At 63.6% G+C, this 13,488-nt stretch carries 12 protein-coding genes; all 12 read right to left on the bottom strand.

Going from position 1 to position 13,488, the window contains the following annotated elements:
• Position 1 precedes the first annotated feature (1 nt).
• The 12 genes from J3P97_RS04675 to mraZ are packed head-to-tail and all read right to left on the bottom strand — an operon-like array spanning position 2 to position 13,376.
• Positions 2-967, bottom strand: coding sequence for a D-alanine--D-alanine ligase (locus tag J3P97_RS04675; protein ID WP_305496638.1), 966 nt, complete (start codon positions 965-967; stop codon positions 2-4).
• Complete coding sequence (murC, locus tag J3P97_RS04670; protein ID WP_305496639.1) at positions 964-2,424, bottom strand: UDP-N-acetylmuramate--L-alanine ligase; 1,461 nt, start codon at positions 2,422-2,424, stop codon at positions 964-966. Before murC ends, J3P97_RS04675 begins: the two co-directional genes overlap by 4 nt.
• Positions 2,417-3,487, bottom strand: a complete 1,071-nt coding sequence (gene murG, locus J3P97_RS04665; protein ID WP_434625947.1) for an undecaprenyldiphospho-muramoylpentapeptide beta-N-acetylglucosaminyltransferase — start codon at positions 3,485-3,487, stop codon at positions 2,417-2,419. The genes murC and murG overlap by 8 nt, the downstream gene beginning before the upstream one ends.
• Positions 3,477-4,694 carry a putative lipid II flippase FtsW gene (ftsW, locus tag J3P97_RS04660; RefSeq protein ID WP_370870999.1) on the bottom strand — a complete coding sequence of 406 codons (1,218 nt, stop codon included), beginning with the start codon at positions 4,692-4,694 and terminating at the stop codon, positions 3,477-3,479. Before ftsW ends, murG begins: the two co-directional genes overlap by 11 nt.
• Entirely contained in the window at positions 4,691-6,037 is a 1,347-nt protein-coding gene (murD, locus tag J3P97_RS04655) for a UDP-N-acetylmuramoyl-L-alanine--D-glutamate ligase (protein WP_434673579.1), read from the bottom strand. Before murD ends, ftsW begins: the two co-directional genes overlap by 4 nt.
• Before the next feature lie 5 nt (positions 6,038-6,042).
• Positions 6,043-7,125, bottom strand: a complete 1,083-nt coding sequence (gene mraY / locus J3P97_RS04650) for a phospho-N-acetylmuramoyl-pentapeptide-transferase (protein ID WP_030139681.1) — start codon at positions 7,123-7,125, stop codon at positions 6,043-6,045.
• Positions 7,125-8,492, bottom strand: coding sequence for a UDP-N-acetylmuramoyl-tripeptide--D-alanyl-D-alanine ligase (locus J3P97_RS04645; protein ID WP_434673578.1), 1,368 nt, complete (start codon positions 8,490-8,492; stop codon positions 7,125-7,127). The genes mraY and J3P97_RS04645 overlap by 1 nt, the downstream gene beginning before the upstream one ends.
• On the bottom strand, positions 8,485-9,948 hold the full coding sequence (locus tag J3P97_RS04640) for a UDP-N-acetylmuramoyl-L-alanyl-D-glutamate--2,6-diaminopimelate ligase (protein WP_434673577.1): 1,464 nt from the start codon (positions 9,946-9,948) through the stop codon (positions 8,485-8,487). The genes J3P97_RS04645 and J3P97_RS04640 overlap by 8 nt, the downstream gene beginning before the upstream one ends.
• A complete protein-coding gene (locus tag J3P97_RS04635; protein ID WP_305501351.1) occupies positions 9,948-11,687 on the bottom strand; it encodes a peptidoglycan D,D-transpeptidase FtsI family protein in 1,740 nt (579 codons plus the stop codon). The genes J3P97_RS04640 and J3P97_RS04635 overlap by 1 nt, the downstream gene beginning before the upstream one ends.
• Entirely contained in the window at positions 11,687-11,980 is a 294-nt protein-coding gene (gene ftsL / locus J3P97_RS04630; protein ID WP_003178214.1) for a cell division protein FtsL, read from the bottom strand. Before ftsL ends, J3P97_RS04635 begins: the two co-directional genes overlap by 1 nt.
• Positions 11,977-12,924, bottom strand: coding sequence for a 16S rRNA (cytosine(1402)-N(4))-methyltransferase RsmH (gene rsmH, locus J3P97_RS04625; RefSeq protein WP_305496646.1), 948 nt, complete (start codon positions 12,922-12,924; stop codon positions 11,977-11,979). Before rsmH ends, ftsL begins: the two co-directional genes overlap by 4 nt.
• Positions 12,921-13,376, bottom strand: coding sequence for a division/cell wall cluster transcriptional repressor MraZ (mraZ, locus tag J3P97_RS04620; RefSeq protein ID WP_186530428.1), 456 nt, complete (start codon positions 13,374-13,376; stop codon positions 12,921-12,923). Before mraZ ends, rsmH begins: the two co-directional genes overlap by 4 nt.
• Positions 13,377-13,488: the final 112 nt, after the last annotated feature.

The following is a 13,488-nucleotide window of genomic DNA, read 5'->3' as shown; positions in this document are numbered from 1 at the left end:
CTTAACCCCTGGACTCTTGATTGCCGACACTGGCGGCCAGGATCGACAGCACCAGTTGCTGGAAATCCAGGCCGGCAGCACGAGCCGCCATCGGAACCAGGCTGTGGTCGGTCATGCCGGGGGCGGTGTTGACTTCCAGGAACCAGAACTGCCCATCGGCGTCCTGCATCACGTCCGCCCGCGCCCAACCGGCGATACCCAGCGCCTCACAGGCCTTGGCCGTGAGGTCCATCAATTGTTTTTCCTTGGCAGCGTCCAGCCCGCAGGGAATGCGGTACTGGGTGTCATTGGCGATGTACTTGGCGTCGTAGTCGTAGAACGTGTGGGGCGTGCCCAGCGCAATCGGGGGCAACACCTGGTCACGCAGGGTGGCGATGGTGAACTCGGGACCGGTGATCCATTGCTCGACCAACACTTGCGAATCGTAGGAACTGGCGTCCTTCCAGGCTGCGGTCAACTCAGGCAGCGAATTCACTTTCGCCATGCCGATACTTGAACCTTCATGGGCCGGTTTGACGATCAAAGGGAAGCCCAGTTCCGTCGCCGCCGAAATACAATCGGCCTCGGACGCCAGCACCGCGTGACGCGGCGTCGGGATGCCGAGGCTGTGCCAGACCTGTTTGGTGCGCAACTTGTCCATCGCCAGGGCGGAAGCCAGGATGCCACTGCCGGTGTAGGGGATGCCCAGGCATTCGAGCAAGCCCTGCATGCTGCCGTCTTCGCCGCCACGTCCATGAAGGATGATGAAGGCGCGATCGATCTTTTCGCTCAGCAGGCGCTGCAGGAAGTCGTCGCCCACGTCGATGCCGAATGCGTCGACACCGGCGCTTTGCAGGGCTTGCAGCACGGCGTTGCCGGACTTGAGAGAGACCTCGCGCTCGGCGCTCTTGCCACCGAACAGCACGGCCACGCGGCCGAAGGCTTTCGGATCAAGGGTCGAGACCAGGTTGGCGTAGGCAGCAGTCATTTCAGTTTCCCCTCGCTGGAGGCCACGGTGGCTCCGGCGAATAACGGACTTTTCAACAGTTTCGGGGCCAGGCCACCGATATCACCGGCGCCCTGGCAGAGCAGGATGTCGCCGGCGCGCAGCAGCGGCTTGACCAGCGGCGCGAGGTCCACGCCGCGGTCGATGTAGATCGGGTCCAACTGGCCGCGCTGGCGGATGCTGTGGCACAGCTGACGGCTGTCGGCGCCCGGGATCGGCTCTTCGCCAGCCGGGTAGACTTCCATCAACAGCAGCACGTTGGCGTCGGCCAGCACCTGGACAAAATCGTCGTACAGGTCGCGGGTGCGGCTGTAGCGGTGCGGCTGGTAGACCATCACCAGCCGGCGCTCCGGCCAGCCACCGCGCACGGCCTTGATCACCGCCGCGACTTCGGTCGGGTGATGGCCGTAGTCGTCCACCAGCATCACGTTGCCGCCGTCCACCGGCAGCTCGCCGTAGACCTGGAAGCGTCGACCCACGCCCTGGAACCCCGACAGGCCCTGGACGATGGCTTCATCGCTGACGCCTTCGTCGGTGGCGATGCAGATGGTCGCCAGCGAGTTGAGCACGTTGTGGTTGCCGGGCATGTTCACCGACACGTCCAACGGCTCGCGATCAGGGCGCAGCACGGTGAAGAACGTCTGCATGCCCTGCTGGCGCACGTTGATCGCGCGCACGTCGGCGTCTTCGCCAAAGCCGTAGGTCACGGTCGGACGCTTGATCAGCGGCAGGATTTCGCGCACCACCGGATCGTCCAGGCACACCACCGCCAGACCGTAGAACGGCAGGTTGTGCAGGAACTCGACGAAGGTTTTCTTCAGTTTGTTGAAGTCACCGTCGTAGGTCGCCATGTGGTCGGCGTCGATGTTGGTGACCACGGCCACCAGCGGTTGCAGGTGCAGGAAACTTGCATCGCTCTCGTCGGCTTCGGCGATCAGGTAGCGGCTGGTGCCCAGTTGGGCATTGGTGCCCGCGGCATTCAGGCGCCCACCGATCACGAACGTCGGGTCCAGGCCACCGGCAGCGAACACCGAGGCGATCAGGCTGGTGGTGGTGGTCTTGCCGTGAGTACCGGCGACGGCGATGCCGTGGCGATAGCGCATCAGCTCGGCGAGCATCTCGGCGCGCGGCACCACGGGAATGCGACGTTCCAGGGCGGTGGCGACTTCCGGGTTGGAAGTGTTCACGGCGCTGGAGACCACCAGCACATCGGCGTTGGCGGCGTTCTCGGCACGATGGCCGATGAAAATCTGTGCACCGAAGGATTCCAGGCGCTCAGTGACCGGCGAAGCCTTCAGGTCGGAACCCGAGACCTGGTAACCCAGGTTCAGCAACACCTCGGCGATCCCGCACATGCCCACGCCGCCGATCCCGACGAAGTGGATGCGGCGGATGCGGCGCATTTCCGGCTGCGGCATGGCTTTGCGATTCTCAACCATGGGCCACCTCCAGGCAGGTATCGACCACTTGGGCGGTTGCATCGGGTTTGGCCAGGCGGCGCGCGGCGCGGGCCATGTCTTCGAGTGTTTGCGGCTGCATCAAGACCTCTGTCAGGCGCGCGGCTAGATCCGCGGCGCCAGTCGTTCTTTGTGGCATCAGGAAGGCAGCGCCTTCGCGGGCCAAATAATCGGCGTTGCGGGTCTGGTGATCGTCGATGGCGTGGGGCAAAGGCACCAGCATCGAGGGCAGACCGGCGGCAGCCAGTTCACTGACGGTCAGCGCGCCTGCGCGGCAGACCACCAGGTCGGCCCAGCCATAGGCTTGGGCCATGTCTTTGATGAAAGGCTGCACTTGCGCCTCGACGCCAACGGCGCGATAGCGCTCGGCGGTCACTTCATCGTGGTTTTTGCCAGCCTGGTGAAACACTTCAGGGCGCAGTTCGGGGGCGACCTGGGACAAGGCTTCGGGCAGCAGTTTGTTCAACGGTTCCGCTCCCAGGCTTCCACCCAGGATCAGCAAACGCGCCTTGCGTCCGGCCAGGGCCGGGCGCGGTGTATCGAGGAACAGCTCCGTGCGCACCGGGTTGCCGGTGGTGCGACGGCTGCCCGACAGGGTAAAGGTGTCGGGGAAGGCTTCACACACTCGAGCGGCCAACGGCACCAGTAACCGATTGGCGGTACCAGCGACCGCGTTCTGCTCATGGACGATCACCGGTACACCGGCCAGTTTTGCCGCGACGCCGCCAGGACCGGTCACATAACCGCCGAAGCCGACGACACACACCGGCCGCAGCCGACGGATGACCGCCCGCGCCTGCCAGATCGACTTGAGCAGCATCAGCGGTGCCTTGAGCAGCGACAGCTTGCCTTTGCCCCGCAGGCCACTGGCGTTGATCCGATGCAGCTCGAGGCCGGCGGCGGGTACCAGTTCATTCTCGATGCCCCGGGGCGTGCCGAGCCAGTGCACGGTGTAGCCGCGCGCCTGGAACTCCCGGGCACAGGCCAGCGCCGGGAATACATGCCCGCCGGTTCCGCCCGCCATGATCAGCACGTTAGCGCCCATGAGTCGGCTCCTCGGCGAAGTCGCTTTCATGGAATTCCATTTCTTCACTGCCCAGGTGGGTTCGACTTTCCCACTCGATGCGCAGCAACAGGCCGAGGCAGGCACAGCAGATCACCAGGGAGCTGCCGCCATAACTGAGGAACGGCAGCGTCAGGCCCTTGGTAGGCAGCAGGCCGACGTTCACCCCGATGTTGATCAGGAACTGGCCGATCCAGAGGAACGACAGGCCGTACGCCACGTACGCGGCAAAGAACTGCTTGGCCTTCTCGGCCCACAAGCCGATGTACATGCCGCGCACACAAACGAAGACGAACAGCGCGACGGTGCACAGGGAACCCACTACCCCCAGCTCCTCGGCGAGAACCGAGAACACGAAGTCAGTGTGAGCTTCCGGCAGGTAGAACTGCTTTTGCACACTGTTGCCCAGGCCCACGCCCAGCCACTCGCCGCGACCGAAGGCGATCAACGCCTGGGTCAACTGGTAGCCGGAACCGAACTGGTCGGCCCACGGATCGGTAAAGGTGATCAGGCGCGCCATCCGGTACGGCTGGGCCTGCACCAGGACGGTCACTGCCGCGAACGCCAGCGCTACCATCAGGGTGAAGCGGAACAGCCCGACACCGCCGAGGAACAGCATTGCCGCCGCCGCGCCCATCATCACCACCGTCGCGCCGAAGTCCGGCTCCATCAGCAGCAGGCCGGCCATCGGCAGCAGCACGATGAACGGCTTGAAGAAGCCCATCCAGCTCTCGCGCACTTCTTTCTGACGACGCACCAGGTACCCGGCGAGGTAGATCACCACAAAGACCTTGGCGATTTCCGAGGGCTGCACGTTGAAGAAGCTGAAGCCAATCCAGCGCATGGAGCCGTTGACCTCGCGGCCGATACCCGGCACCAGCACCATCACCAGCAGGCCGAAGGCACCCAGCAACATCAGCCAGCCCAGGCGTTGCCAGGTGGCGATCGGAACCATCATGGTGACAATGCACGCGCCCAGGCCGATCACCAGGTAAATCAGGTGGCGGATCATGTGGTAGAGGGTGTTGCCCGATTGCACGGCGGCCACTTCCGACGAGGCGGAAGTGATCATCACCAGGCCCAGGCCGAGCAGCGCCAGGCAGCCGGCGAGCATCGGGAAGTCCAGGTCGATACCGCGACCGGTAATCAGCGGCGACGGGTACGGCTTGATGATGTTCATCAGGCTCATGCCAAGTCCTCCGCAGCCCGGGCGAACAGTTGCCCGCGCTCTTCGTAATTCTTGAACATGTCGAAACTGGCGCAGGCCGGCGACAACAGCACGGCATCGCCCGGTTGCGCGAGGGCACGGCATTGCTGCACGGCTTCGTCCAGCGAAGCGACGCGAACCTGCGGCACGGCATCGCCGAGGGCCTGGGCGATCAGTTCACGATCGCGGCCCATCAGCACCACGGCACGACAGTTGGCCGCCACCGGATCGCGCAGGTCTTTAAAATCGGCACCCTTGCCGTCGCCACCGGCGATCAGCACGAGCTTGCCCTGGATGTCCGCGCCGAGGCCTTCGATGGCAGCCAGGGCGGCGCCAACATTGGTGGCCTTGGAATCGTTGTACCAGGCCACGCCATCCAGGTCGCGCACCCACTGGCAGCGGTGCTCGAGCCCGGCAAAGCTGCGCAGCGCCGAAAGCATGGCGTCGAACGGCAGCCCGACGGCATGCCCGAGGGCGAGCGCGGCCAAGGCATTGGCCTGGTTATGGGCGCCGCGAATCTTCAGCTCGCGCACCGGCATCAGGTTCTGGAATTCGAAGGCCAGATACTTCTCGCCGTTCTCTTCGCGCAAACCGAAGCCTTTGAAATCTGGAGCGCCGAGACCGAAAGTCCAGCATGGCAGCCCTTCGCTCATCAGCGGACGGGTCAAGGCGTCCTGGCGGTTGAACACCACTTGCCGGGCACCACGGAAAATCCGGTGCTTGGCCAGGTGATAGGCCGGCAGGCCGCTGTAGCGGTCCATGTGGTCTTCGCTGATGTTCAGCACAGTGGCCACTTCAGCGCCAAGGTGATCGGTGGTCTCGAGCTGGAAGCTCGACAGTTCCATGACGTACAGCTCGACCTCGTCGCTGAGCAGATCCAGCGCCGGGGTGCCGAGGTTACCGCCTACGGCGACACGCTTGCCGGCGGCCGCGGCCATTTCACCGACCAGCGTGGTGACGGTGCTTTTCGCATTGGAACCGCTGATGGCGATAATCGGCGCCTTGGCGTTGCGCGCGAACAGCTCGATGTCGCCGGACAATTTCACGCCACGGGCCGCGGCAGCCTGCAGGGCCGGGGTCGCCAGGGCCAGGCCGGGGCTCACGTAGAGTTCGTCGGCGCGGCACAGGAACTCGACGTCCAGCTCGCCACAACGCACATCCACCTGGGGATAGTCACGACGCAGCGTGGCCAGCTCAGGCGGATTTTCCCGCGTATCGGCGACGGCAAACGACACACCCCGGTTCGCCAGGAAGCGAACCAGGGACATGCCGCTCTTTCCGAGGCCGACAACGATGCGGAAGTGGTCAGAAGCGATCAGGGACACTCGTTCTACCTCAGCTTCAGGGTGGCAAGGCCGATCAGCACGAGAATCACGGTGATGATCCAGAAACGGACGATCACGCGCGGCTCCGGCCAGCCCTTGAGTTCAAAGTGGTGGTGTATCGGCGCCATGCGAAATACCCGGCGGCCGGTCAATTTAAAGGAAGCAACCTGAATGACGACTGACAGGGTCTCCATCACGAACACGCCGCCCATGATGAACAGGACGATTTCCTGGCGAACGATGACGGCGATGGTGCCCAGGGCCGCGCCCAGCGCCAGCGCACCGACGTCACCCATGAAGACTTGCGCCGGGTAGGTGTTGAACCAGAGGAAGCCCAGGCCGGCACCGATCAGCGCGCCGCAGAATACGATCAGCTCGCCCGCCCCCGGCACATAAGGAATCAGCAGGTATTCAGCGAATTTCACGTTACCCGACAGGTAGCAGAAGATTCCCAGCGCACCACCGACCATCACCGTCGGCATGATCGCCAGGCCGTCGAGGCCGTCGGTGAGGTTGACCGCGTTGCTCGAACCGACAATCACCAGGTAAGTCAGTACGATGAAACCTGCGCCCAGCGGGATGCTGTAGTCCTTGAGCATCGGCAGGATCAGAGTGGTTTCCACCGGCGAGGCGGCGGTCATATAAAGGAAGATCGCCGCGCCGAGGCCGAACACCGACTGCCAGAAATATTTCCAGCGGCTTGGCAGCCCACGGGAGTTCTTCTCGATGACCTTGCGGTAGTCGTCGACCCAGCCAATGGCGCCGAAAAACAGCGTCACCAGCAGCACGACCCAGACGTAACGGTTCGCCAGGTCGGCCCAGAGCAAGGTGCTGATACCGATGGACGACAGGATCAGCGCGCCGCCCATGGTCGGGGTGCCGGATTTGGACAGATGCGACTGCGGGCCGTCGTTACGAACCGACTGGCCGATCTGCAGGCTCTGCAGGGTGCGGATCATCCACGGGCCCAGGAACAGCGACAACGACAACGCGGTCAGCACACCCAGGATCCCGCGCAGGGTCAGGTACTGGAAGACCGCGAAGCCTTTGTGGAACTGTTGCAGGTACTCCGCTAGCAGCAGCAGCATTAATGTTTCTCCATACGGGTGCCGCACAAAGCCGCAACGATGTTTTCCATCGCCGCACTGCGTGAGCCCTTGATCAATAGGGTGGTGTTCGGGTCTTGCTCGGCGCCCAGGGCCTGGATCAGCTCGGCCTGCGTGGTGAAATGCTGTGCGTGCTCGCCAAACGCCGCCACGGCGTGGGCCATCATCGGGCCGACGGCGTACAGCGCATCGACCTTGCCGCGCGCGTAGGCACCGACATCGTGGTGGCCTTGCTGCGCCCACTCGCCCAATTCACCGATATCCCCGAGCACCAGCACGGTGCGACCGGAGAAACCGGCAAGGATATCCACGGCAGCGCACATGGACGTCGGGTTGGCGTTATAGGTGTCGTCGATGACGCGCATGCCGTTGCTCGCCAACTGCGCGACGCTGCGTCCCTTGACCGGTTGTACGGCGTTCAACCCGGCGACAATGCCCGGCAATGACACACCCAGCGCATGGGCGGCGGCCGCGGCGGCCAGGGCATTGGCAACGTTATGCGTGCCAAGCAGGTTCAACTGCACGCGCTCCGCGCCATCAGGGCTGTGCAGGTTGAAAGCCGGGCAACCACGGGCGTCGCGATCCAGGTCGCTGGCGTAGAAATTCGCCGCCAGGTTGCTCAGGGCGAAGGTCAGCACCTTGCGCTCCCCGGCCCGGGCCTTCCAGATTTCGAAGGCTTTATCGTCGAGATTGAGCACGGCGACGCCATCTTCAGCCAGCCCTTCGATGATCTCGCCCTTAGCCTCGACAATTTTCTCGGGGCCGCCGAACTCGCCGACATGGGCGGTCCCGGCGTTGTTGAGCACCGCCACGTGAGGCTTGGTCATGCCGACCGTGTAGGCAATCTCGCCGAGCCGTGAAGCGCCGAGTTCGATGACCGCGGCGCTGTGCTCCGGCGCCAGTTCGAGCAGGGTCAAAGGCACGCCGAGGTCATTGTTCAGGTTGCCACGGGTCGCCAGGACCGGACCGCGTGTACGCAGGATGCTCGCGAGCATTTCCTTGACCGTGGTCTTGCCGCTGGAACCGGTGATGGCCGCGACCGGATTGGCAAACGCCGCGCGATTCAGCGCACCGAGCTGGCCGAGGGCCTGGCGAGTGTCGCTGACTAGCAACTGCGGCAGCGTGCTGTTGCTTACTTCCCGCTCGACCAGTGCCGCGACCGCGCCTTTGGCTGCCACCTCGTTGAGGTAATCGTGACCGTCGAAACGTGGTCCGGCCAGGGCGACGAACAACTGCCCCGGCGCGATCGCCCGGCTGTCGATGCTGACGCCGTCGAACGAGGCGTCCGCGGCGATCAGGCGCGCATTCAAAGCGTTGCTCAGCTCGCTGAGCTTCAAGGCCTTAAGCATGGGCCACCTCCCACGCGGTCAGGGCGTGATCGGCTTCCACCAGATCGGAAAAGGCCTGGCGCACGCCGTTTATTTCCTGGTAGTCCTCGTGCCCCTTGCCGGCCAGGACGATGACGTCGTCCGCCGAAGCGCTGGCGATCAATTGGGCAATGGCCTGGCCACGCCCGGCCACGAAGGTGACGTTGTCCACCTCCGAGAAACCGGCGCGGATGTCGTCGAAAATGCGCGCTGGATCTTCACTGCGCGGATTGTCATCGGTGACCAGCACGCCATCGGCCAGTCGTTCCACGACCTCGGCCATCAATGGGCGCTTGCCGCGATCACGATCGCCGCCGCAGCCGAACAGACAGAGCAACTTGCCCTTGGCGTGCGGGCGCAGGGCCGTGAGGACTTTTTCCAGTGCATCGGGGGTATGCGCATAGTCGACCACCACCAGCGGCTGGGTTCCGCCGCCCAGGCGCTGCATGCGGCCGGCCGGACCTTCGAGTCTCGGCAGCACCTTGAGAATTTCGTCCAGGGCATAGTCCAGCCCGAGCAAGGCGCCAATGGCGGCCAACACGTTGCTCAGGTTGAAACGCCCCAGCAAGGTGCTGCGCAAGTGGTGTTCGCCCTGGGGCGTGACCAGCGTGGCGCGCACGCCTTCGTCATCGAACTGCGCCTGGCGGATATAAAGGTAGGCGCTGGGGTCTTCCTGGCTGTAGGTGATCAACCGGGACTCGCGTTGCTCGGCGGCCAGCTGGCGGCCGAACTCGTCATCAATGTTGATGACCCGGCACTTCAGGTCGTTCCAGGCGAACAGCCTGGCCTTGGCTTCGCCGTAGGCTTGCATGGAGCCGTGGTAGTCCAGGTGATCCCGGGACAGGTTGGTCAGCACCGCGACGTCGAACGCCAGTGCAGTGACGCGACCCTGATCGAGGCCATGGGAAGAGACTTCCATCGCCACGGCCTTGGCGCCGGCCTTCTTCAGGTCGGCCAGGGTCGCCTGCACGGCAATCGGGTTCGGCGTGGTGTGCAGGCCGCTTTGCAGCGCGCCATGGAAACCGTTGCCCAGCGTTCCGACGATGCCGCAATGCTGGCCGAGCAGATCCAGCGCCTGCGCCACCAACTGGGTAACGCTGGTCTTGCCGTTCGTGCCGGTCACGCCGATCAGGTTCAGGTGACGGCTCGGTTCGCCATAAAAACGCCCGGCGATGTCCGACAGCTGCGCCGCCAGTCCCTTGACCGGAATCAGCGGAACATCGGTGATCGGCAGCACGGTTGCGCCGTTCACTTCATAAGCCACCGCCGCCGCGCCGCGCTTCAAGGCGTCGGCGATGTGGTCACGGCCATCAAAACGGGCACCCGGCACCGCCAGGAACAGGTCTCCGGCGCGCACGTCGCGGCTGTCGAGGGCCAGCTCGCGAATCAGCAGGTCATGCCCGGCGTGGGCAAAAATCTTGTTCAGGCTCAGGGACATCAGCCACGCCCTCCGTCGGCTTTCAGGGGGACGACCGGGGCGGTACTCGCCTGCTGGGTCGGCGGCAGGTTATCCGGGGTGATATTCATCAGGCGCAGGGTGCCGGACATCACTTTGCTGAACACCGGCGCCGATACCAGGCCGCCGAAATAACCGGCCTTGCTCGGTTCGTCGATGACCACCACGATGGCATAGCGCGGGTCGCTCATCGGCCCGAAGCCGGCGAACAGCGAACGATAGGAATTCTCGGCATAACCTTTGGTGCCCACGGAAGTCTTGCGCGCCGTACCGGACTTGCCGGCAACGTGATAGGCCGGAACCTGAGCGCGATAGACACCGCGCGGCGCCTCGATCACCTGTTGCAGCATGCCCTGCATGGTCTTGGCGACGTCCTCAGGGATTACCTGGGTGGTTTGCGGCGCCTTGTCGGTCTTGATCAGCGTCAGCGGGGCAATACGGCCGTTGTTGGCCAGCGCGGAAAACGCGTGGACGAGCTGGATCGCCGTCACGGAAACACCGTAGCCGTAGGACAAAGTGGCTGTTTCCGCCTTGCGCCATTCACGATAGTTGGGCAGGTTGCCGACGCGCTCGCCTGGGAAGCCCAGGCCCGTGTCCTGGCCGAGGCCGATCTTCTGGGCCAGGCGATAAATCGCCTCGCCACCGATATCGAAGGCGATCTTGCTCATGCCGACGTTACTGGAGTTGATCAGGATGCCGGTCAGGTCGAGCACCGGTCCTTCGGTCTTGGATACGTCACGAATGGTGTACTTGCCGATCTGCAACGTGCCCGGATAGACCTCGACGGTGTCGCTCGGCTTCCAGCGCCCGGTTTCCAGGGCGGCGGCCATGGACACGGCCTTCATCGTCGAACCGGGTTCGAACACGTCGATCATCGCGCGGTTGCGCATCATTGCCGGCTGCAGGTTGCGACGGTTGTTCGGGTTGTAGGTCGGCTGGTTGACCATGGCGAGGATCTCGCCGGTCTTCACGTCCATGATCACCAGGCTGCCGGCCTTGGCACCGTTCTCGACGATGGCGTTGCGCAGCTCGCGGTTGGCCAGGTATTGCAGGCGCAGGTCAATGGACAACGCCAAGGGCTTGCCGGCCTTGGCGTTTTTGGTGACCTGGACATCCTTGATCAGCCTGCCGCGCCGATCCTTGATGACCTGGCGCTTGCCGGCGACACCGGCGAGCCATTCGTCGTAGGCCAGCTCGACCCCTTCCCGTCCCCGGTCATCGATGTCGGTAAACCCGACCATATGGGCGGTGACCTCACCGGCCGGATAAAAACGCCGAAACTCTTCGATGCCGTAGACGCCCGGCACTTTCAGGTCGAGCACGCTCTGGCCTTGCTCGGGCGTCAGCCCGCGCACCAGATAGATGAATTCTTTGTTGGCCTGGGCTTCGAGGCGTTCGGTCAGAGCCTTGGGGTCCTGGCCGAGGGCGGCAGCCAGCGCCGGCCACTTCTCCTTGGCCTGCTGCATTTCCTTGGCGTTCGCCCACAAGGTGGTCACCGGGGTACTGACAGCCAGCGGCTCGCCATTGCGGTCGGTGATCAGGCCACGGTGAGCCGGGATCGGGATATGACGCACGCTACGGGCGTCGCCCTGCTCCTTGAGGAAGTCACGGTCGACCACCTGCAAGTCGATGATGCGCCACGAGATGGCCGCGACCATGATCCCGAGCAAACCCAGGACCAGGCGGAACCGCCACGGGAACAGCGCCCCTTCGAGCTTCATCATGGCGCCACCATCTGCACTTCAGCCGCACCGGGGATGCGCATCTTCAGTTGTTCGGTCGCCAGGACTTCGATACGGCTGTGGGCGGTCCAGGTACTTTGCTCCAGGATCAACCGACCCCACTCGGCCTGCGCCTTGTCGCGCACGCTGAGCTCGTTGTAAAGGGTGTTGAGCAACTGCCGGTTCCAATGCGCGCTGTAAGACACGGCAATGGCCGACACGAGCACGCCAATAAACAGCAGCAGCATGAAAAAGCTGCCGCCTGGCAGGGGCTTGGCGAAGAGCTTGCTCACCGCAACTTCTCCGCGACACGCATAACGGCGCTACGGGCGCGAGGGTTGGCCTTGAGCTCGGCCTCGGAGGCGAACTGCGCTTTGCCATGAATCTTGATCTTCGGTACGAAGGCCTCGAAACGCACCGGCAGATTGCGCGGCAGGTTATCGGCTTCGCCTTTGGTGAGCTTGCGCATGAACAGCTTGACGATACGGTCTTCCAGGGAATGGAAGCTGATCACCACCAGGCGCCCACCGATTTCCAGTGCCTCGAGAGCGGCTTCGAGACCGGCCTCAAGATCGCCCAATTCGTTGTTGACGTGGATACGCAGCCCTTGGAAAGCCCGGGTCGCCGGGTTCTTGCCTTTTTCCCAGGCAGGGTTGGCAACCTTCAGCACTTCGGCCAGATCACCGGTACGCTCGAACGGCTTGATATCGCGACGCTCGACCACCGCGCGCGCCATGCGCCCGGAAAAACGTTCCTCGCCGTATTCCTTGAACACGCGGGCGATTTCTTCTACGGACGCGGTATTGACGAACTCAGCCGCGCTGATGCCACGGGACGGATCCATGCGCATGTCCAGCGGACCGTCGTTGAGAAAACTGAAGCCGCGTTCCGGGTCGTCCAGCTGCGGCGAGGACACGCCCAGGTCAAGCAACACGCCACTGACCTTGCCTGCCAAGCCGCGCTGGGCGACTTCCGAACCGAGCTCCGCAAAGCTGCGCTGCACAACGACAAAGCGGCCGTCTTCGGCCGCTAGCGCTTGCCCGGTGGCAATCGCTTGAGGATCCTTGTCGAACCCCAGCAGCCGACCGTCCGGACCGAGCTGGCTGAGAATCAGCCGGCTATGCCCGCCACGCCCGAACGTGCCGTCCAGATAGCAGCCATCAGGACGTACGGCGAGAGCCTCGACGGCTTCGTCAAGCAGTACGGTGATGTGGTTAAAGCCGCTATCAGTAGTCACAGGATCAAATCACGCAGTTCATCAGGCATGGCGCCCGGTTGTTGAATAGCAGCAAGGTCGGCGGCAGAAACCGCATTCCAGGCATCTTCGTCCCACAGCTGGAACTTGTTCAGTTGGCCCACCAGCATCGCGCGCTTGTCCAGCCTGGCGTACTCGCGCAGACGCGGCGGCACCAGGAAACGACCGCTGCCGTCGAGTTCGAGGTCGACGGCATTACCGATCAGCAAGCGTTGCAGGCGACGGTTCTCTTCCCGCAGCGAAGGCAGTGCGCGCAGTTTGGTTTCGATGATTTCCCACTCATCGAGAGGGTAAACGCATAAACATGGATCAACGGCGTCGATCGTGACGATTAACTGCCCTGAACTTCGCGAAACGAGCTCGTCACGATACCGGCTCGGCATGGCGAGACGGCCTTTTGCATCGAGACTGATAGCGTTAGCTCCGCGAAACACGTCAGCGTTTCTCCACTTTTTGGCGTTTTACCTTCAAAAAAACCCACTTCATGCCACTTTCCGCCACTTGCGCACACTATAGGAATGCGCCCACCGCACCGTCAAGGCACGG

It is taken from the genome of Pseudomonas sp. R1-15, from assembly GCF_051132085.1.
GTDB lineage: Bacteria > Pseudomonadota > Gammaproteobacteria > Pseudomonadales > Pseudomonadaceae > Aquipseudomonas.
This window is presented reverse-complemented; position numbering and strand designations above follow the sequence as displayed.